20 protein-coding genes are annotated in these 17,719 nt (G+C 66.1%); 14 read left to right on the forward strand and 6 right to left on the reverse strand.

The annotated features are described in order from the left end of the window. The first annotated feature begins 48 nt into the window (after positions 1 to 48). Positions 49 to 972, forward strand: a complete 924-nt coding sequence (locus KYE46_RS03455; protein WP_219003475.1) for a hypothetical protein — start codon at positions 49 to 51, stop codon at positions 970 to 972. On the opposite strand, the gene KYE46_RS03460 is transcribed toward KYE46_RS03455, so the two are convergent. Then, positions 915 to 1,865, reverse strand: coding sequence for a ribokinase (locus tag KYE46_RS03460; protein WP_219003476.1), 951 nt, complete (start codon positions 1,863 to 1,865; stop codon positions 915 to 917). The two genes, KYE46_RS03455 and KYE46_RS03460, sit on opposite strands and share 58 nt — an antisense overlap. 88 nt (positions 1,866 to 1,953) lie before the next feature. Here KYE46_RS03460 and KYE46_RS03465 point away from each other — a divergent pair, with 88 nt between their 5' ends. The 9 genes from KYE46_RS03465 to KYE46_RS03505 all read left to right on the forward strand — a co-directional run bounded on the left by KYE46_RS03465 (position 1,954) and on the right by KYE46_RS03505 (position 9,386). After that, positions 1,954 to 2,772: a fumarylacetoacetate hydrolase family protein gene (locus tag KYE46_RS03465; protein ID WP_219003477.1), complete on the forward strand. Its 819-nt coding sequence runs from the start codon at positions 1,954 to 1,956 to the stop codon at positions 2,770 to 2,772. 71 nt (positions 2,773 to 2,843) lie between these two features. Beyond that, positions 2,844 to 3,644 (forward strand): S49 family peptidase, encoded by an 801-nt coding sequence (locus KYE46_RS03470; protein ID WP_219003479.1) that lies wholly within the window; start codon positions 2,844 to 2,846, stop codon positions 3,642 to 3,644. Beyond that, entirely contained in the window at positions 3,644 to 3,844 is a 201-nt protein-coding gene (locus KYE46_RS03475; protein ID WP_346345221.1) for a hypothetical protein, read from the forward strand. The genes KYE46_RS03470 and KYE46_RS03475 overlap by 1 nt, the downstream gene beginning before the upstream one ends. Further along, positions 3,837 to 4,790, forward strand: a complete 954-nt coding sequence (locus KYE46_RS03480) for a calcium/sodium antiporter (RefSeq protein ID WP_219003482.1) — start codon at positions 3,837 to 3,839, stop codon at positions 4,788 to 4,790. Before KYE46_RS03475 ends, KYE46_RS03480 begins: the two co-directional genes overlap by 8 nt. A gap of 12 nt (positions 4,791 to 4,802) precedes the next feature. Continuing rightward, the gene (locus KYE46_RS03485; RefSeq protein WP_219003483.1) at positions 4,803 to 5,576 is read left to right on the forward strand and encodes an SDR family oxidoreductase; all 774 of its coding nucleotides are present in this window, start codon (positions 4,803 to 4,805) and stop codon (positions 5,574 to 5,576) included. 293 nt (positions 5,577 to 5,869) lie between these two features. Continuing rightward, positions 5,870 to 7,753 (forward strand): excinuclease ABC subunit UvrC, encoded by a 1,884-nt coding sequence (gene uvrC, locus KYE46_RS03490; protein WP_219003484.1) that lies wholly within the window; start codon positions 5,870 to 5,872, stop codon positions 7,751 to 7,753. A gap of 260 nt (positions 7,754 to 8,013) precedes the next feature. Continuing rightward, on the forward strand, positions 8,014 to 8,691 hold the full coding sequence (pgsA, locus tag KYE46_RS03495) for a CDP-diacylglycerol--glycerol-3-phosphate 3-phosphatidyltransferase (RefSeq protein WP_219003485.1): 678 nt from the start codon (positions 8,014 to 8,016) through the stop codon (positions 8,689 to 8,691). After that, on the forward strand, positions 8,691 to 8,936 hold the full coding sequence (moaD, locus tag KYE46_RS03500; RefSeq protein ID WP_219003486.1) for a molybdopterin converting factor subunit 1: 246 nt from the start codon (positions 8,691 to 8,693) through the stop codon (positions 8,934 to 8,936). The genes pgsA and moaD overlap by 1 nt, the downstream gene beginning before the upstream one ends. A 3-nt stretch (positions 8,937 to 8,939) precedes the next feature. Continuing rightward, complete coding sequence (locus tag KYE46_RS03505; RefSeq protein ID WP_247716900.1) at positions 8,940 to 9,386, forward strand: molybdenum cofactor biosynthesis protein MoaE; 447 nt, start codon at positions 8,940 to 8,942, stop codon at positions 9,384 to 9,386. A 169-nt stretch (positions 9,387 to 9,555) separates the two neighbouring features. On the opposite strand, the gene KYE46_RS03510 is transcribed toward KYE46_RS03505, so the two are convergent. The 3 genes from KYE46_RS03510 to ubiA all read right to left on the reverse strand — a co-directional run bounded on the left by KYE46_RS03510 (position 9,556) and on the right by ubiA (position 12,920). After that, positions 9,556 to 9,885, reverse strand: coding sequence for a hypothetical protein (locus KYE46_RS03510; protein ID WP_219003487.1), 330 nt, complete (start codon positions 9,883 to 9,885; stop codon positions 9,556 to 9,558). Between the two features lie 18 nt (positions 9,886 to 9,903). Beyond that, positions 9,904 to 11,862, reverse strand: coding sequence for an OmpA family protein (locus tag KYE46_RS03515; RefSeq protein WP_219003488.1), 1,959 nt, complete (start codon positions 11,860 to 11,862; stop codon positions 9,904 to 9,906). A 74-nt stretch (positions 11,863 to 11,936) separates the two neighbouring features. After that, positions 11,937 to 12,920, reverse strand: a complete 984-nt coding sequence (gene ubiA / locus KYE46_RS03520; protein ID WP_219003489.1) for a 4-hydroxybenzoate octaprenyltransferase — start codon at positions 12,918 to 12,920, stop codon at positions 11,937 to 11,939. 12 nt (positions 12,921 to 12,932) lie between these two features. Here ubiA and KYE46_RS03525 point away from each other — a divergent pair, with 12 nt between their 5' ends. The 4 genes from KYE46_RS03525 (at position 12,933) to KYE46_RS03540 (ending at position 16,460) form a co-directional block, all read left to right on the forward strand. Next, the gene (locus KYE46_RS03525) at positions 12,933 to 13,700 is read left to right on the forward strand and encodes a 16S rRNA (uracil(1498)-N(3))-methyltransferase (protein ID WP_219003491.1); all 768 of its coding nucleotides are present in this window, start codon (positions 12,933 to 12,935) and stop codon (positions 13,698 to 13,700) included. Further along, positions 13,697 to 14,494, forward strand: a complete 798-nt coding sequence (locus KYE46_RS03530; protein ID WP_219003493.1) for a hypothetical protein — start codon at positions 13,697 to 13,699, stop codon at positions 14,492 to 14,494. Before KYE46_RS03525 ends, KYE46_RS03530 begins: the two co-directional genes overlap by 4 nt. Further along, positions 14,491 to 15,027: a hypothetical protein gene (locus KYE46_RS03535; RefSeq protein ID WP_219003495.1), complete on the forward strand. Its 537-nt coding sequence runs from the start codon at positions 14,491 to 14,493 to the stop codon at positions 15,025 to 15,027. The genes KYE46_RS03530 and KYE46_RS03535 overlap by 4 nt, the downstream gene beginning before the upstream one ends. A gap of 62 nt (positions 15,028 to 15,089) precedes the next feature. Continuing rightward, on the forward strand, positions 15,090 to 16,460 hold the full coding sequence (locus KYE46_RS03540; RefSeq protein ID WP_219003497.1) for a glutamate--cysteine ligase: 1,371 nt from the start codon (positions 15,090 to 15,092) through the stop codon (positions 16,458 to 16,460). A 115-nt stretch (positions 16,461 to 16,575) separates the two neighbouring features. On the opposite strand, the gene KYE46_RS03545 is transcribed toward KYE46_RS03540, so the two are convergent. Next, positions 16,576 to 17,118 (reverse strand): DUF805 domain-containing protein, encoded by a 543-nt coding sequence (locus tag KYE46_RS03545; protein WP_219003499.1) that lies wholly within the window; start codon positions 17,116 to 17,118, stop codon positions 16,576 to 16,578. A 201-nt stretch (positions 17,119 to 17,319) separates the two neighbouring features. Then, the gene (locus tag KYE46_RS03550) at positions 17,320 to 17,676 is read right to left on the reverse strand and encodes a DUF805 domain-containing protein (protein WP_247716901.1); all 357 of its coding nucleotides are present in this window, start codon (positions 17,674 to 17,676) and stop codon (positions 17,320 to 17,322) included. Between the last annotated feature and the right edge of the window lie 43 nt (positions 17,677 to 17,719).

The raw sequence follows: 17,719 nt of genomic DNA on the forward strand, positions 1-17,719 counted from the left end.
CGGAATAGCGGCAAGGTGGCGCCCGAGCAGCAGATGCGGAAAACCGCCATGGAAGACACGAAATCCCTCGCCCTTTTCTACGTCGCGGATGGCCACCGGCTGGAGCAGCAATCCTGGCTTCTGGCAGCCTCGCTGGCGGCGGCCCATGCCGGCGATGAGCGGGTCAGACAGTTTGCCTATGTGACCAAGGCAAACCGCGCCGGAATGCAGGCGGCGACGCTTGCGATCTTCGAGGCCTGCAACGTCGAGGTCCGTACCCTGGCCGAGACGCCCGAATGGAAGAAACCCTATCCCCACGGCAACAAGATCGTGGCCGCCTGCGATGACCGCGGCACCAGCCATTCGGTGTTTCTCGATACCGACATGGCCTGCACCGCCTCGCTCGCCGAATTCATGGATCTGCCCGCCGACACCTGCGCCGCCGCGCCCGAGGGGCGGCCCACTTGGGGCGGGAAGAACGCCCGCTGGACCCGCGCCTATGCCCATTTCGGCATGAGCGTGCCGGAAGAGCGGGTGACGCTGCTTCGCGGCTCGAAGGTGGAATATGTGCCCTATTTCAACGCGGGCCTCGTGGCCTTCCCCGAGACGAGGCACGACGACGGGCGGCGGTTCGGAGAGCATTGGCTGGATACGGCGCTCGATTTCGACCGCAATTGCGCGATTGCCAACAAGCGCCCGTGGCTGGATCAGATCACCCTGCCGCTGACGATGAAACGCTTTGGCTACAAGACGCGGGTATTGGGCGAGCGCTACAATTACTCGCTGTCAAACCGGGCCGATTACGCCATGACGCCCGACGCGGCGATCCTGCATTACCACCGGATGAAATTCCTGTACCAGGCGCCGCAATGGCCCGCGCTGCGCGATACGCTGCTCGACATGATGCCGGGCGCGCACCGCGACGCGGCAGTGGCTCACATCCAGGATATTGAGACGTCACTGGAGGCCGATGCCAAGAGCGCGTCGATCTGATCGCGGGGCGCCATCGACGCGGCGGTGCCGTGCTTGGTGACGCAGAGCGCGGCGGTGGCGGTGGCAAAGCGCAGGGCATCCTCGATCGCCGCCCCCTCGGCCAGCGCCGTCACGAAGCCGCCGTTGAAGGCATCGCCCGCGCCGGTGGTGTCGACCACGGGGCCCGCGTTCATCGGCTTGGTGTGGATCGCGCGCGACTCGTCCACGAAGAGTGATCCGTTCTCGCCCAGGGTAATCAGCACCCCCTTGGAGACCCCCTTGGCAAGCAGGTGCTTCGCGGCCGCGGTGGCTTCCTCGAGCGACGTGACTGGCAGGCCGGTAAGGGCCTCGGTCTCGGGTTCATTGGGGGTGATGTAGTCGCAGAGCGCCAGCATCTCGTCGGGCAAATCGGCGGCAGGGGCGGGGTTGAGGATCGTGGTCGTGCGGTTCTCTCGCGCCAGTTGCAGGAAGCGCAGGGCGGCCTCCATCGGCTGCTCCAACTGGGTGAGGGCGATCCGGGCTCCGGCAATCTCATCGCGGCGCGCATCCACGTCGGCGGCGCAGAGGTGGCCCGACGCGCCGGGCGCGATGATGATGGCATTGTGGCCCGAGGCCTCTTCGATGAAGATCCCGGCAGAGCCCGTGGGCACCTCCGCGTCCTCGGTCACCAGCGGATGGACGCCCGCCTCGGCCCAGACGTCACGGCCAATCCGGCCGAAGGTATCGGCCCCGATGCGCGAGATGAAACTCACCTGTCCGCCCGCTTTCGCGGCGGCAACCGCCTGGTTGGAGCCCTTGCCGCCCGGTCCGAGCTGGAACGAGGTGCCAAGCAGGGTTTCCCCGACGACGGGCAGGCGCGCGCACCGATAGGCGGCATCGGCGACGAAAACGCCGAGAATGATGATGTCTTTCATGTGGCTGCCCCTTGGAGTTGCCGGTAGACGGAAGCATGATGCGCGCAATCAACGCAAGTACGCTCAGAATGCAAGAGAGGGAAGTTCGATGAAGTTTGTCAGATGGGGTGAAGCCGGGGCCGAGAAGCCGGGCGTTCTGGATAGCGACGGTAACGTGCGCGACCTGTCGGAGGTGGTGAGCGATATCGACGGCAGCACGCTGGGCGCGATGCCCGAGATCGTCCCCGAAGCCTTGCCGCTGGCCGGTGACGTGCGGCTGGGGCCCTGCGTCGGGAACGTGGGCAAGCTGGTCTGCGTCGGATTGAACTACGCCGACCACGCCGCCGAGGGCGGCTGGGACGTGCCCACCGAGCCGGTACTGTTCATGAAGGCCACGACGGCGATTTCCGGGCCCTTTGATCCGGTGATCCTGCCCGAGGGCAGCGAGAAGACCGATTGGGAGGTCGAACTGGCCATCGTCATCGGCTCCCGCGCCAAGAACGCCACCGATGGCAACGCCCATATCGCGGGTTATTGCATCGTCAACGACGTCTCGGAGCGCGCGTGGCAGCAGGAGATGGGTGGTCAGTGGACCAAGGGTAAATCCCACGACACCTTCGCGCCACTGGGCCCGTGGTTGGTGACCGCCGACGAGCTGGGCGACCCCGACGGGCGTCCGATCTGGCTGGAAGTCGACGGCGAACGGATGCAGGACGGGACCACCGATACCATGGTGTTCAAGCCCAAGTTCATCGTCGAATACATCAGCCGTTTCATGACCTTGGAGCCCGGCGACGTGATCGCGACCGGCACGCCTCCGGGTGTGGGGCTTGGCAAGTCGCCGCAGGTCTTCCTGCGCGCGGGTCAGGAGATGCGGTTGGGCATCGAGGGTCTGGGCGAGCAGCGTTTGCCCGTGCGCGGCGCTTGACGCGCAACAAACCGGTGAAAACGTGGGCGGCTGCCTTGTTGCGAAGGTCCGAGCCGCCTACATCCCATGGAATGAAACACCTCGTCCCCTTCCTGAAAAACGATCCCAAAGTCGCCGTGATCCGCCTGCAGGGCGCGATCGCGGCCGGGCCGCGTGGGGGCATCAGCGATGCCACCTTCGCGCCGGTGATCGAGAAAGCCTTCTCCAAGGGCAAGCCCGTGGCCGTGGCGCTGGCGATCAACTCGCCTGGCGGCTCTCCGGTGCAATCGGCGCTGGTCGCCGCGCGCATCCGGCGGTTGGCCGACGAGAAGAAAATCCCCGTCCATGCCTTCGTCGAGGATGTCGCGGCCTCGGGCGGTTACTGGCTGGCCTGCGCGGCCGATGACATCTGGGTCGACCGCTCGTCCATCGTCGGCTCGATCGGCGTGGTCTCGGCGGGCTTCGGCTTCGTCGAGGCGATCGGCAAGCTCGGGGTGGAGCGGCGTATCCACACTTCCGGCGAGAACAAGAGCATCCTCGACCCGTTCTCCCCCGAGAAGGACGAGGACATCGAGCGCCTGAAATCCCTGCAGACGGACATCCACGCGGCCTTCATCGACCACGTCAAATCCCGTCGGGGCGACCGCCTGAAAGAGGTGCCGGAGATGTTCACCGGCGCGTTCTGGACCGGCACGAGAGGTGTCGAGCTGGGGCTGGCCGATGGCATTACCCATCTGGTGCCAAAGATGAAAGAGCTCTACGGAGACAAGGTCAAATTCGCCAAGTTCGGACCGAAGAAGCCACTGATCCCGCGTCTGGGCGCGCAGATTCTGGCGGATCTCGACCAAGGCGTGGAGGAACGCGCGCTCTATGCGCGCTATGGGCTTTCTTGATGTTGAAAATCGTAACCCTTTTCCTGATCGGTATCGCGGTGCTGGCGATGTTCGGCAAGCTGCACTGGCTGGGCCGCAGCCGCATCGGGCGCGACCGCAAGAGCGGCGCCTTGCCGAAACCGAAAACCTGCCCGGAATGTGGCCGCATGAACCTGCGGGGCGGACCCTGCCGTGCGTGCCGAAAGGGCGATGATGGCTGAACAATTTGGCTATGCGATCCTCGGGCTGGTGATCCTCCTGCTTGCCGGCGACGTACTGGTGAAAGGCGCGGTCAACCTCGCCCTGAGATTGGGCATCCCGGCGCTGATCGTCTCGCTCACCGTGGTGGCCTTCGGTACCTCGGCGCCCGAGTTGCTGATCTCAATCCAGTCGATCCTGAACGGCGTGCCGGGCCTCGCGCTGGGCAACGTCGTGGGCTCCAACACCGCCAACGTGCTGCTGGTGCTGGGCCTGCCCGCGCTGATGGCGGGGCTGGCCGCGACCAGCGACACGCGGCGCGAATATACGACGATGATGATCGGCACATTGGTCTTCATCGCCCTGTGCTTCTTCGGGCCGCTGGTCTGGTGGCACGGGCTGGTCCTTTTGACCGGCCTTGCGCTCGTGCTCCTCGACGCCATGCGCAAGGCGCGCGCCCACCGGCGTGAGGCCAATGGCGACGAAGACGTGCTGGACGAATTGGAAGAGGCCGACCCGGACATGGCCGGCTGGCAGATCGGCCTCTACCTCGTGCTGGGCCTCGTGGGCCTGCCGCTGGGGGCCTCGCTGTTGATCGACAGCGCCTCGGAGATCGCCATCGAATATGGCATAAGCGATGCGGTGATCGGCCTGACGCTGGTGGCTGTGGGCACCTCGCTTCCCGAGTTGGCAACCACGGTCATGGCCGCCTTCCGCCGACAGGCGGACGTGGCGATTGGCAACGTCATCGGCTCCAACGTGTTCAACCTGCTGGCAATCATCGGCGTGGCGGTCTTCGTCGGCCCGATCCCGGTGGATGCAGAGATCCTGTCCTTCGACCTCTGGGTGATGCTGGCGGCCTCGGTGGTGCTGGCGCCCTTCGTGTTCTTCCGCTGGCCCATGGGGCGGCTCGTCGGCCTGGCCTTTTCGGCGCTCTACGCGGGCTATATGGTGCTTCTTCTGGTGTAAGGAGCGCAGGCAATGACAGCATTGATAACCGGGGCTGCCAAGCGGCTGGGTCGGGCGATGGCGCTGGAACTGGCCGCGCAGGGCCATGACGTGGCGATCCATTACAACGGCAGCGCGGAGGCTGCGGAGGCGACGGCGGAAGAGGCCCGCGCGTTCGGCGTGAAGGCCATTGCGCTGCAGGCGGACCTGCTGGACGAGGCGACGTTGCAGGGGCTGATGCCGCGCGTGATCGACGCGCTCGGCCCGGTGGAGGTGCTGGTCAACAACGCTTCGGTCTTTGACTACGACAACCTGCGCAGCGCCACGCGGGAGACATGGGACGCGCATATGATGTCGAACCTGCGCGCGCCTTTCGTGCTGACCCAGGCGCTGGCCGGGCAACTGCCCGAGGCGGAGACGGACGAGGGCGGAGAGCCGGTGGCGCGGGGGCTTGTTGTCAACATGGTGGACCAGCGGGTGCGCAAGTTGACGCCGGAGTTCATGACCTACACGCTGGCCAAGGCCGCGCTGTGGACCTTCACGCAGACCGCGGCGCAGGCGCTTGCGCCGCGCTGCCGCGTGAACGCGATCGGCCCCGGCCCGACGATGCAGGGCGCGCGCCAATCCGACGCCCATTTTGCCGCGCAGCGGGCCGCGACGGTCCTAGAACGCGGCGCGGGGCCGGAAGATGTCGTCCACGCCCTGCGGTACTTTCTGGGGGCAAAAACGGTGACGGGACAGCTGATTTGCACCGATGGAGGCCAACATCTGGGGTGGAAAACACCCGATGTCGTCGGGGTGGAGTGAGAGGGCCGGGCTTTATTCATCCACCGTCGGCGGATTTCGGGTAAGTTTGATTAATAATCGGTTAATGCAACGATGCCACAGATTAACGATAGGTTTTAATCGAGCGAAATCAAGCACTTATCGTTGTGCCTAAAAAATAGGCAATCCGTAGAACCCTGCCGAAAACAAAGGAAAATTCCGGATGCCAAAGAGTTCTCCGCAGGGTTATCCACAAAGTCAGTGGAAAGCTAAGGGGTTGCCACGGGGTCTGCTGCATTGCAGCGCAGAAGAGAATCACAAAACTGTCATAATCGATGAAAAATGAGACCGACAAAGCAGAAGACTTTACGCCCGTAAAAAAAGGGCATGAGGTGATCGCCGACTATGTCCGGACGCTCGACATGAGCCCCGGTGTCTATCGCATGCTCGATAGCCAGAGCCGGGTTCTCTACGTGGGGAAAGCCCGGGCGCTGAAGCGGCGGGTGGCGAATTACGCGAAACCGTCGGGGCATTCCCCCCGGATCGCGCGGATGATCCGCGAGACGGCCTCGATGATGTTCCTGACCACGCGCACCGAGACCGAGGCGCTGCTGCTGGAGCAGAACCTGATCAAGCAGCTCAAGCCGAAGTTCAACGTGCTGCTGCGCGACGACAAGTCGTTTCCGAATATCCTCGTGAGTGACGCCCATGCTTTCCCGCAGATCAAGAAGCATCGCGGTGCGAAGAAGGAGAAGGGAAGCTACTTCGGCCCCTTCGCCAGCGCGGGGGCGGTGAACCGCACGCTGAACCAGTTGCAGCGCGTCTTCCTGCTGCGCAATTGCACCGATGCGGTCTTTGAGAGCCGCACGCGGCCCTGCCTGCTCTACCAGATCAAGCGCTGCTCGGGACCCTGCGTGGGTCACATCAGCGAAGAGGATTACGCGGCCTCGGTGAAGGACGCGGTGCGGTTTCTGAAGGGCGACAGCACCGATCTGCAGCGGCAATTGGCGGAGGGGATGGAAGAGGCCTCGGCGGCGATGGAGTTCGAGCGCGCCGCCGCGCTGCGCGACCGGATCCGGGCGCTGACGAACGTGCAGAGCACGCAAGGGATCAACCCCCAGGGCGTGCGCGAGGCCGATGTCATCGCGCTGCATATGGAGGGCGGGCAGGCCTGCGTGCAGGTCTTTTTCATCCGCGCCAATCAGAACTGGGGCAACCGCGATTTCTATCCTCGGGTCGGGCCGGATATCGAGGAGCCGGAGGTGCTGGAGGCCTTCGTCGGCCAGTTCTACGACACCAAGGAGCCGCCGCGGCAGGTACTGCTGTCGCATCCGGTCGAGAGCATGGACCTGATGGCCGAGGCGCTGTCGGGCAAGCGCGGCGGGCGGGTCGAGATCCTGGTGCCGCAGCGGGGCGAGAAGGCCGAGCTGGTCGACGGCGCGCGCCGCAACGCGCGCGAGAGCCTGGGCCGGCGGATGGCCGAGAACCAAGCCCAGGGCAAGCTGCTCGACGGGTTGGCCGAGGCCTTCGGGCTGGATGCTGCGCCGAAGCGGGTCGAGGTCTATGACAACAGCCACATCCAGGGTGCCCACGCGGTGGGGGCGATGATCGTGGCGGGGCCGGATGGCTACCTGAAGAGCCAGTACCGCAAGTTCAACATTCGCGGCGACAGCCTGACGCCGGGCGACGACTTCGGGATGATGAAAGAGGTGCTGACGCGGCGGTTCAAGCGCCTGCTGAAGGAGGACCCGGACCGCGAGAGCGAGGCCTGGCCTGACCTTCTGTTGATCGACGGCGGCGCGGGGCAAGTCTCGGCGGTGAAGGAGATCATGGACGAGTTGGGCGTCGATGACGTGCCGTTCATCGGTGTCGCCAAGGGCATCGACCGCGACCAGGGCAAGGAGGAATTCCACGTCCCCGGCCGCACGCCCTTCGCGCTGAAGCGCAATGACCCGGTGCTGTATTTCGTCCAGCGGATGCGCGACGAGGCGCATCGTTTTGCCATCGGCGCGCATCGGGCGAAACGGTCCAAGGCGGTCTCGGCCACGCCGCTGGACGATGTTCCGGGCGTGGGGGCGGCCCGCAAACGGGCGCTGCTGTCGCATTTCGGCAGCGCCAAGGCGGTGGCGCGGGCGAACCTCTCGGATCTTACGGCGGTCGACGGGGTGAGCGCGGCATTGGCGCAGAAGATCTACGATTTTTTCCACGACCAGGCGTGAGAGGCGAGCGTTTGAGCGGCGTGGCGCTGCGGGAGCGGTGGCGCGTGGTTGGGCGCGCGGGAGCCTCCGGCGGGAGTTGTATGGGCCAAGATGAAGGGGGAGCGGTCGCGATGGAGCCGCAGGCCGGAGATGCGGGCTGGCGGTGCCGCTATGATGCGCTAGCTGGAGGTGTGAGCCGTGGGGGCGAGAGCGCCCCTCTACACGCAGCAGTGACGCCATACCCTCTTCCGCAGAGGCCTCGAACAGGATACCCCTGACCCATGCAATGGAACCTGCCAAACATCCTGACCCTCGTGCGCCTTATCGCGGCGCCGATGGTCGGATTCGTCTTTCTTCTCCTGCCTCGGCCGATCGCGGACTGGGTGGCGCTCTGCCTCTTCATGGGGGCGTCGATGACCGACTACCTCGACGGGCTTCTGGCGCGAAAATGGGGGCAGGAAAGCCGGTTCGGTGCGATGCTGGATCCGATTGCCGACAAGGCGATGGTGGTGATCGCGCTGGCGGTTCTGTTGGTGATCATGAGCCTCGATCACGGCTGGTCGGCGCTGATCCTCGTGCCGGTGATCGTGATCCTCTTCCGGGAGATTTTCGTCTCGGGATTGCGCGAGTTCCTGGGCGCGCAGGCCGGGACGCTGAAGGTCACCAACCTCGCGAAGTGGAAGACCACCCTGCAGATGGTGGCCATCGGGTTGCTGTTTTGCTGGGGGCTCTTCACCCATTACCTCTGGGCCTTGACCATCGGCATGGACGCGGCCCTGATCGAGGGGATCATGGCGGGGGATATCGAGGATGAGTTCGGCCTCGTCTGGATCGAGTTCGGCTATTTCTGGAGCGGCGTGGTGGGCAAGATCCTGTTGTGGTTGGCGGCAATCCTGACCGCGATCACCGGTGCGGATTATTTCATGAAGGCACGGCCCTTCCTGGTGGAGGAGCGCTGATGGACCTGCGGTATTTCGCCTGGCTGCGCGAGCGCATCGGCACTGGACACGAGGTGGTGGAGACCGAGGCGCGGACCGTGGCCGAGTTGATCGAAGAGCTCAAAGCCCGTTCGGAATCCCATGCATTCGCGTTGTCGGACCTGAAGTCGGTGCGCGCGGCGGTGGATCAGCGGTTGGTGGATTTCGACGCCTCGCTCGAGGCGGCACGGGAAGTGGCCTTGTTTCCGCCGATGACGGGGGGCTGAGCCGTGTCGTTCGTGCGGGTTCAGGAGGCGGCCTTCGACGTCGGCGCGGAGTTGAATGCTTTCACCGAAGCCGTTGAAGGTGCCGGCGCGGTTGTCAGCTTCACCGGGCTCACCCGTGACGTAGCCGAGGGCGACATGATCGCCATGGAGATCGAGCATTATCCGGGCATGACCCAGAGCGCGCTGGAGGCCATTCGCGATGACGCGATGGCGCGGTTTTCGCTGCAGGGGGCGCTGGTCATCCATCGCTACGGGCGGCTGGTGCCCGGTGAGGTGATCATGATGGTCGCCACCGCCTCGCGGCACCGGGCGGGCGCGTTTCTGGGTGCGCAGTTCCTGATGGATTACCTGAAATCGCGGGCGCCGTTCTGGAAGCGGGAGATCACCGAGCGCGGGGCCGATTGGGTTGCCGCGAAAGAGGACGACGAGAGCGCTCTGGATCGCTGGTAGGCGGGACGGGGCTTGGGCCTCGGGCCTTGGTGTGGGCCGAGAGTGCGGGAGCCTCCGGCGGGAGTTGTATTTGCCAAGATGAAGGGGGGAGCGGCGCGGTGCGGCAGGCGGCGGCGTTTCGCGGTGTGCGGGGGCTGAACCGGGCGTGTTGCGCTGCGCGGCGCTTGGTTCAGTTTCCGACGTTGATCGATTCCACGTAGTTGCGGAGTTCCTCGGATTCCGTTCGCGCTTCGCGCAGGCCTTCCATGGCGGCGCGGAGTTCGGCTTCGGTCTGGCTGAGTTGATTGGTCAATTCGCCTTCGCGCTGTTGCAGGTAGGCGATGGCCTGGTCGCGGGTTTCTTCTGCGTCGTGGAGGGCGCGGGCGAGGTTTTCCATTTCGCCGAGGTCGGCGGAGGAGACCTGGTTGAACCGGGTCACGAGCCAATGGGCGAGCCAGCCGAGGGCGAAGGCCACGAACAGGATGATTGCGATCGTGATAATGAATTCCAACCGGTTCATGGGGTCTTGGCTTTCTGTCTAGTTGGCATCGGGGGCCTCGGGCCGGGGCCGGGGTTGCACGTCGAAGGGCCAGTCGGCAATCGCGCCTTGCGACGGCACGCCCCCGCGGGTGCGGGGCTGGTCATCGGCATCAGCGGCGCCGTCGGCCACTTCGGCGCTGGCCAGCAGGCGGAAGTCGATCCGGCGGTTCTGTTCGCGGCCTTCCTCGGTATCGTTATCCGCGATCGGCTGGCTTTCACCATAGCCTTGTGCCGTCAGGTTCGACACCAGGACGCCGCGCGCCAGAAGGCCGTTCAGGACCGCGTTGGCGCGGGCCTGGCTGAGGTTGAGGTTCATCGTCTCGCCGCCCTGGGCATCGGTGTGACCGCCGATCTCCATGCGGACATGGAGGCAATCGGGCAGGACCTCGGCGATCTGGTCGAGCACCTCGCCGGCGGTGGTGTTGATCTCGGTCGAGCCGGGGTCGAAGGTGATCTTGGTCTCGTCCTGGATCTCACGGATGCGGGCTTCGCATTGCTCGGGCGTCGGTTGCGAGGCGACGGGGTCCAGCGTTTCGTCGTAGCTGACATCCATCTGAAAATTCGCGCCGGGCCCGAGATCTTCGGAGAGTTGCCGGGTCAGGCGGGAAATCATTTCGTCGTCGCCGGTCCGCCCGGCGAGGCGCAGGAGATCGGGCTCCACCGTCAGCGTGCCGTCTTCTAGTTCCGCGAGGGCGGTGAGGCCTGCCATGACGCGCACGGACCAGCCCTGGGGCAGGTCGCCGACCTGACGGGTGGCCATGTTGAGGCGATCGGCGCCGAAGGTGGCGGTGGCGAAGGCTTGCACGGAATCGCCGATGCGGCCCTCGGGCAGGCGGCCGCGCAGGCGCGCGCCTTCGTCCTCGGAGAAGGTGGCGCTGAAGCGGACGGGGCCAGCGCTTTCCTCAGTTTCAGGCTCGGGCAGGACGGCTTGCAGGGAGAAGACATCGGGCAGAGCGGCGTCGAGCTCGCCCACGACCGTGTCGAAGAGGTCCTGCGAGGTGCCCTGGGCTGCGATCAGGGTCACGTCGGCGTCGGAGAGGGTCACGCTGCCCTCGCCCAGCTCGACCAGCGCGGCAAGCGAGGTGGCCACGGCCTCTCCCCATGAGGGGGAGGGCACACCGAGACCGATGGTGCAGGGCACCGCCCCGGTGGCACCGGCGGCGCGGCCGGCGGCGACGATACGGTCGCGGGCCTCGGCGGTGTCGGCGGTGCAGGTCTCGAAGCGGGCGCCGCCGTCATTGCGCACGAAGCGCAGGGTGAAGGGGGTGATCACCGGGCGCGGGGCGGAGATGTCGAGGACGATCTCGACGCCGGCGGGCTGGTCCTGTTGCAGGCGGGCGATGAACTCGGCGCGTTGTTCGCGGGTTTCGCCGACGGCCTCGACCTCGACCCGGTCGGCCAGCACGGTGACCTTGGAGCGGGGCAGGGCCTCCAGCGCGCGCAGGCCGAAGGCGAGCGCGGCGTCCCATGTGTCGGGCGCGGCGATGTCGGCGGTCTCGACCATGTTCACGACCTCGGCCGAGCCCGCGATATCGGCAATCGCCTCGGCCACGGCAAAGGCCTCGTCGCCGGCGGGGCCGGGGATCAGGCCGATCAGCTGGATGCCGTCGCCGTTGCGCAGCATGTCGAGAGAGAAGCGCGGCGGGGCGGCGGTTTCGATGGCGGCCACTTCCAGGCGGTTGATGACGCGGTCGGCGTCGATGATCGCGCTGGCACGGGTTTCGGCGCGGAAGCGCGTGGCCTCGTCCGGGGCGGTGCCGTCGAGGAAGACCTGCAGGCCATTGGCCGAGACCTCGACCCAGTCGATGCCGTCGGACTGCAGCGAGAAGCGGATGTCCTCGGTCGAGCGTTTCTCGATCGTGAAGGCCCCGAAGATCGCGGTGACGACGGCAAGGCCGGCCGCCAGGACGAAGGAGGCGGGACCGACCAATGCGGATATGCGGTGATTGTCTGACATGGGCGGTGCGACGCGAAATCCCTGCTCGGGTCCTGAACGTGCACCGCAGTACCCCGTCCGGCGCGCGCTTTCAATCAGACGAGTGCGGCGACGGCGAAAAACAGCACAGGGATCAGCCCTGCATTCCGGTTCGATCTGAAAAGGCGCAGGCAGGTAGCGCCATCGTGAATGTCCAACTGCACGAGCTGCCACCACAGGTGCCAGCCCATGGCCCAGACCCCGGCCAGCGCGATGACCAGCGCCAGCGTGTCGTCGCTTGGGATGACCGCCACGATGACGGCCATGCCGATCAGGCAGATCGTCAGCACGAGGAACAGCCGCAGCCATGCCTTGGTGTTCTCGCCAAACAGCCGCGCCGTGGACTTGATGCCGATCAGCGCGTCATCCTCGCGGTCCTGATGGGCGTAGATCGTGTCGTAGAACAGCGTCCAGGAAATGCCGCCGAGATAGAGGAGCACGGGCGCAAGCGACAGGCTGCCGGTATGGGCGGCCCAGGCCAGAAGCGCGCCCCAGTTGAAGGCGAGCCCGAGGAAGATCTGCGGCCACCACGTGAAGCGCTTGGCAAAGGGGTAGATCGCCACCAGCGCGCAGGAGGCCACACCAAGCGCGATCGCGGTCCAGTTGAACGTCAGCAGGATCAGGAGCGACACCAGCGCCTGGACCACCATCCAGATCAGCGCGCCCCGAACCGAGACCTGCCCCGAGGGGATCGGCCGCGAGGCGGTACGCGAGACCGCGCCGTCGAGGTCACGGTCGGTGATGTCGTTCCATGTGCAGCCCGCCCCGCGCATCAGGAACGCGCCGATGGCGCAGCCGCCGAAGATCCACACGTCGAACCACGTGGCCGTCGAAGGCGCGCTCGCCAGCGCCAGCATCAGGCCCCACCAGCAGGGCAGCAGCAGGAGCCATGTGCCGATGGGCCTGTCTGCGCGGCTCAGGCGCAGGTAGGGGCGGGTCGCGGGCGGCGCGATCCGGTCGACCCAATTGCCCGAGACCGCATCCGCGACTTTCCCATCGGGATCGGTCGGAGTGTCTTGTCCATCGCGTTGCACGCTCATACGTTCCGTCCCATGAAAAACCGCCCCAAAATTCGCCTCTATGTAGATCACCCCTTGGGGGAGGCGCAAAGCGTTCCCGTGTCGCGGGACCACGCCAATTACCTGTTCAACGTGATGCGCCTTGGTGTCGGGGCTAAAGTGGCTCTGTTCAACGGGACCGACGGCGAATGGCGGGCGGAGGTGGCGGCCAAGGGCAAGCGCGGCGGCGTGCTGCTTTGCACCGGGCAGAGCGCCCCGCAACGGATGCCGCCGGACCTCTGGCTGCTGTTCGCGCCGATCAAGAAGGCGCGCACGGATTTCATCGTCGAGAAGGCCGCCGAACTGGGCGCGGCGCGCATCCTGCCGGTGCGCACGGATTACACCAACTCCGACCGCATCCGTCAGGACAAGCTGCAGGCCCACGCCATGGAGGCGGCCGAGCAATGCGGCGGTACCTATGTGCCTCCGGTTTCCGAGATCAGGTCCCTGGCGGAGGTGCTCGATGGGTGGGACGAGAGCCGGGTGCTGGTCTTCGCGGACGAGACAACGGCGGCGGACGCGGCAACGTCTGCGGATGCGGCCTCGGATGAGCCAGCGACAAGCGCGCCCCTGTCGCGCGCTCCGGCACCCGCGGCGATCCTGATCGGGCCGGAGGGCGGCTTCTCGGAGGCCGAGCGGGCGCGGTTGCGGGCGTTGCCGTTTGTCCATGTGATCTCTCTCGGGCCGCGCATCCTGCGCGCCGATACGGCGGCGGTCGCGGCTTTGACCCTGTGGCAAGAGCACCAGGGAGACTGGAAGTGACGGCGGCACCGCCGCCCCGGCTGCACGTGATCCCGGCCACCCGATGCGACCGCGCGCTGGTGCTGCGACGCGGGCCGACGATGCAGGTGGCGGCTTGCCTCTGGGACCGGGCCGAGGGCCGCGTGACGCTTGGCCAATGGCTCAAGGCGCGGATCTACGAGCACCGCTCGGACCTGTCGCCGGACGGACAGCACATGATCATCCATGCCCGACGCGGCGGTCGCAGCTGGACTGCCCTCAGCCGCGCGCCCTGGCTGCGCGCCCTGGCCTATTATCCCAAGAACGACACCTGGTTCGGCGGCGGCGCATTCACCGAGGACGGCGCCGTCTTCTTCAACGGCATGGAAGTGGCCAAGGACCTGCCCGACGGGCTGAGGGTCGCGCCAAGCGATGCCTATCCGTCGGCCACGGACGGCTTCCACATGGGCGGGTTGTTCGCCGCGATGATGGCGGCGCGCGGCTGGCAGATCGAGGGCGGCACGGGCTATGACGTGCGGCTCGGCAAGGAATTGGCGGACGGCTGGCGGCTTGGCTTGCGGTTCGCGCACGGCTACCGCTCCGCCGCGCCGATCCTCGACCATGTCTACACGCTGGCCCATGGCGATGAGGCGGTTGATTGCGCCGCGTGGGAATGGGCCGAGCCTTGGCACGGTGGCCTGCAATATGCCGCGAAGGGCGCGCTTTGGTTCTTGCCAAAATCGGCGTCCGGATGGGACGCTCCCACGATGATCCATGACTTCGCGGCCATGACATACGAGAGCCTTCAGGCACCTTACGAGGGGGTTTCCCAATGAGCGGTTTTTTCCGCCCCGAGGCCATTGCCGCCGTCACCCGTTGGCGCGAGGTGCTGGTCGCGGCGGCCATCATCGCCCTAGGGGTGTGGATCGCGGCCAAGCCCGCCGGCATGATCGTGACCGGCTTCGGCTATGTGCTGATCGGCCTCGGCGCCGTGGTGATGGTGCCCGCGGTGCGCCGGGCGCGGTTCTTCAACGGCGGCGACGGGCCCGGCGTGGTGCAGATCGACGAGGGGCGCATCCTGTTCATGGGGCCCGAGACCGGCGGGGCCATGGCGCTCGACGCTCTCAACGTGCTGTCGGTACGCCGCAGCCGCGATGGGGCCACAGCCTGGGTTCTGGCCGATGCGACGCAGCTTCTGGTGATCCCGGTGGACGCGGCCGGCGCCGATGCGCTGTTCGATGCCTTCGCGGCGCTGCCGGGGCTGAACCTCGACAAGGTCATCGCCTCTGTGCAGAGCCGCACAGGGGGCTCGCAGCGTTTATGGGCGCGGCCGGGCGCTTCCGCTTCGCGCGTAGCCTTGACACGGTAAGCGCCACGGGCGAGGCCTGACCAACAACGCCCCACGGGGGGCGGCATCTCAGGAGACACCCCATGTCGATCCCTCAATCCGGCGGCGGCCCCATCGAGCATTACAGCCAGTTGGCAGAATACCTGGCGGATGGCTGCAAGCCGAAGTCGGAGTGGCGCATCGGGACCGAGCACGAGAAATTCGGCTACTGCCGCGACACGCAAAAGCCGATCCCCTACGAGGGCGAACGCTCGGTCAAGGCCGTGCTGGAGGGGCTGCGCGACCGCTTCAACTGGGCGCCGGTCATGGAAGGGGAGCATATCATCGGGCTGGAAAAGGACGGGGCTAACGTGTCGCTGGAACCCGGCGGACAGCTCGAGCTCTCCGGCGCGCCGCTCGAGAACGTGCACCAGACCTGTGACGAGGTGAACGATCACCTGCGCCAGGTGCGCGAGGTGGCGGACCTGATCGGCGTCGATTTCATCGGCCTCGGCGCCGCGCCGATCTGGCGCCACGAGGACATGCCGCTGATGCCCAAGGGCCGCTACAAGCTGATGGACGGCTACATGCAGAAGGTCGGCACCATGGGCCGCACCATGATGCGACGCACCTGCACGGTGCAGGTGAACCTCGACTTCGGCTCGGAGGCGGACATGGTGCAGAAGATGCGCGTCGCCGTCGCCCTGCAACCGCTCGCCACGGCGCTTTTCGCGAATTCACCGTTCCTCGACGGCAATCCCAACGGCCACAAGTCGTGGCGCTCGCGGGTCTGGCGCGACCTCGACGCGGACCGCACCGGCACCGTTCCCTTCATCTTCGACGAGGGCTTCGGCTTCGAGGCCTGGGTGGAATACGCGCTCGACGTGCCGATGTACTTCGTCTACCGCGACGGCAATTATATCGACGCCCTGGGCCAGTCCTTCCGCGATTTCCTCAAGGGCGAGCTGCCCGCGCTCCCCGGCGAAAAGCCGACGCTGAGCGATTGGGCCGATCACCTCACCACCCTGTTCCCCGAGGCGCGCCTGAAGAAGTTCATCGAGATGCGCGGCGCCGACGGCGGCCCCTGGCGCCGGCTCTGCGCGCTGCCCGCCTTCTGGGTCGGGCTGATGTACGACCAGACGGCGCTCGATGCCGCCTGGGACCTCTGCAAGGGCTTCGACGTCGAGACCCGCGACGCCATGCGGGTGGAGGCCTCGGTCCACGGACTGGCAGGCACGGCGGGCGGCTACAAGATCCACGACCTCGCCCGCGAAGCGCTGGCGATCTCCGAGGCCGGCCTCGCCGCACGCGCCATGGCGGGCGCCGGTGGGCTTGTCCCGGACGAGACCCACTTCCTCAACGCGCTGAAGGACTCGGTGGAAACCGGGCAGGTGCCAGCCGATGAGCTGCTGGAGAAATACTCCGGCGAATGGGCCGGCGACCTCTCCCGGATCTACGCGGAATATTCCTACTGATCACCCCGCGCGCGGCTCCCCCTTCATCTTGGCCAATACAACTCCCCCCGGAGGGATCCCGCAGCCTGCACCGAACGCCGACGTGCATCAAGGCGCGCGTCCCCGCCGCGCAGGCTCAGGCGCGCTGGATCGACGGCAGGACGTGGCGGCGGTAGTATTCCTTGGCCTCGGCCCGGCGCGCGCTTTCGGCCTCGGCTCGGGCCTTGCCCTTCAACTCACCCGCGAAGGCAGGGTGCGAGGGCGTCGGAACCTTGCGGTCCGGGGCGCTGTCGTCGCCGAAGCGATTGTTGCCATAGGTGCCGGGCAAGCACATCAGCACGAGAAACCAGATCGCGCCGATCAAGGGAACAAGCTGGATGAAATACCACGCCCCCGAGCGGTCAGTATCGTGCAGCCGCCGGATCGTGACGGCCAGCCCGGGAAGCCAGAACAGGATCAATTGCGCCGCCACATAATAGCCGGTGTAGTAGCGCAGTTGTTCGACCATGGCGGCATCAGGCGCGCCGAAGGTCTTGGCCTGCTGAAACTCGGCCATGATCTCGGGGTTGGAGAAGGCGTAGTAGCCCGCCGCGGCTCCGAAAGCGAAATTCGCAAGCACGGTCCAGAGCGCGAACCACCAGAACTCCGACCGGCGCGCGCGCCCGGAGAAATGCAGCATGTTCACGTACCCACGACCGACTGCCCTTGCGAATCCCATACCCATAGCCCTCTTGAGGATATCTGTGACGGGTCAAGAATTGGCTCCGAATTGTGCCAAGGATAGGGCAGCCACCGGGCAATCTTCGGAGAATTCTCATCAAATGCAATCGGCCCGCCGGGAAGGGCGGGCCGTGGCGTGCAAGTTCGGGGTCTGGGAAACTCAGACCGTGACAGGCGTGTCGTAGGGATCGGGGCCGTAATCGTTGGCGCCGACCGTGCCACGCTGCACGAACCAGTAGATGTAAAGGATGATGCCCACCAGCGGGATCAGAACGATCAGGATCCACCAACCGGACTTGTTGAGATCGTGCATCCGGCGCACGGCAACGGCGATGTTGGGGATCAGCAGGCCGAGGGTCGTGATGATGTAGAAAATCGGCATGCCGATCACGCCGTCGAGGATCTGCGCTACGACGCTGACGATCAGGGCGAACAAGGCCCACCACCAGAATTCCGAGCGCCGGGCGCGGCCGGAGAAGTTCGCGTAATTAGCCAAGACGTGCTTAACAGCAGTCATAAAATCCATTTGGTGTCCTTTCAGGGTCCGTACTTATCGTCAG

This window comes from Gymnodinialimonas ceratoperidinii (assembly GCF_019297855.1).
GTDB classification, from domain to species: Bacteria; Pseudomonadota; Alphaproteobacteria; order Rhodobacterales; family Rhodobacteraceae; genus Gymnodinialimonas; species Gymnodinialimonas ceratoperidinii.

Excerpts from the sequence above, each read along its gene's own strand:
- KYE46_RS03545 (WP_219003499.1), bottom strand. The coding sequence starts at position 17,118 with ATGCTGCATTTCTCCGGGCGCGCGCGCCGGTCGGAGTTCTGGTGGTTC.
- KYE46_RS03525 (WP_219003491.1), top strand. The coding sequence starts at position 12,933 with ATGAAAAACCGCCCCAAAATTCGCCTCTATGTAGATCACCCCTTGGGG.
- KYE46_RS03475 (WP_346345221.1), top strand. The coding sequence starts at position 3,644 with ATGTTGAAAATCGTAACCCTTTTCCTGATCGGTATCGCGGTGCTGGCG.
- KYE46_RS03460 (WP_219003476.1), bottom strand. The coding sequence starts at position 1,865 with ATGAAAGACATCATCATTCTCGGCGTTTTCGTCGCCGATGCCGCCTAT.
- KYE46_RS03485 (WP_219003483.1), top strand. The coding sequence starts at position 4,803 with ATGACAGCATTGATAACCGGGGCTGCCAAGCGGCTGGGTCGGGCGATG.
- uvrC (WP_219003484.1), top strand. The coding sequence starts at position 5,870 with ATGAAAAATGAGACCGACAAAGCAGAAGACTTTACGCCCGTAAAAAAA.
- KYE46_RS03470 (WP_219003479.1), top strand. The coding sequence starts at position 2,844 with ATGAAACACCTCGTCCCCTTCCTGAAAAACGATCCCAAAGTCGCCGTG.
- KYE46_RS03550 (WP_247716901.1), bottom strand. The coding sequence starts at position 17,676 with ATGACTGCTGTTAAGCACGTCTTGGCTAATTACGCGAACTTCTCCGGC.
- KYE46_RS03515 (WP_219003488.1), bottom strand. The coding sequence starts at position 11,862 with ATGTCAGACAATCACCGCATATCCGCATTGGTCGGTCCCGCCTCCTTC.
- KYE46_RS03455 (WP_219003475.1), top strand. The coding sequence starts at position 49 with ATGGAAGACACGAAATCCCTCGCCCTTTTCTACGTCGCGGATGGCCAC.
- moaD (WP_219003486.1), top strand. The coding sequence starts at position 8,691 with ATGGACCTGCGGTATTTCGCCTGGCTGCGCGAGCGCATCGGCACTGGA.
- KYE46_RS03540 (WP_219003497.1), top strand. The coding sequence starts at position 15,090 with ATGTCGATCCCTCAATCCGGCGGCGGCCCCATCGAGCATTACAGCCAG.
- KYE46_RS03465 (WP_219003477.1), top strand. The coding sequence starts at position 1,954 with ATGAAGTTTGTCAGATGGGGTGAAGCCGGGGCCGAGAAGCCGGGCGTT.
- KYE46_RS03480 (WP_219003482.1), top strand. The coding sequence starts at position 3,837 with ATGGCTGAACAATTTGGCTATGCGATCCTCGGGCTGGTGATCCTCCTG.
- ubiA (WP_219003489.1), bottom strand. The coding sequence starts at position 12,920 with ATGAGCGTGCAACGCGATGGACAAGACACTCCGACCGATCCCGATGGG.
- KYE46_RS03535 (WP_219003495.1), top strand. The coding sequence starts at position 14,491 with ATGAGCGGTTTTTTCCGCCCCGAGGCCATTGCCGCCGTCACCCGTTGG.
- KYE46_RS03510 (WP_219003487.1), bottom strand. The coding sequence starts at position 9,885 with ATGAACCGGTTGGAATTCATTATCACGATCGCAATCATCCTGTTCGTG.
- pgsA (WP_219003485.1), top strand. The coding sequence starts at position 8,014 with ATGCAATGGAACCTGCCAAACATCCTGACCCTCGTGCGCCTTATCGCG.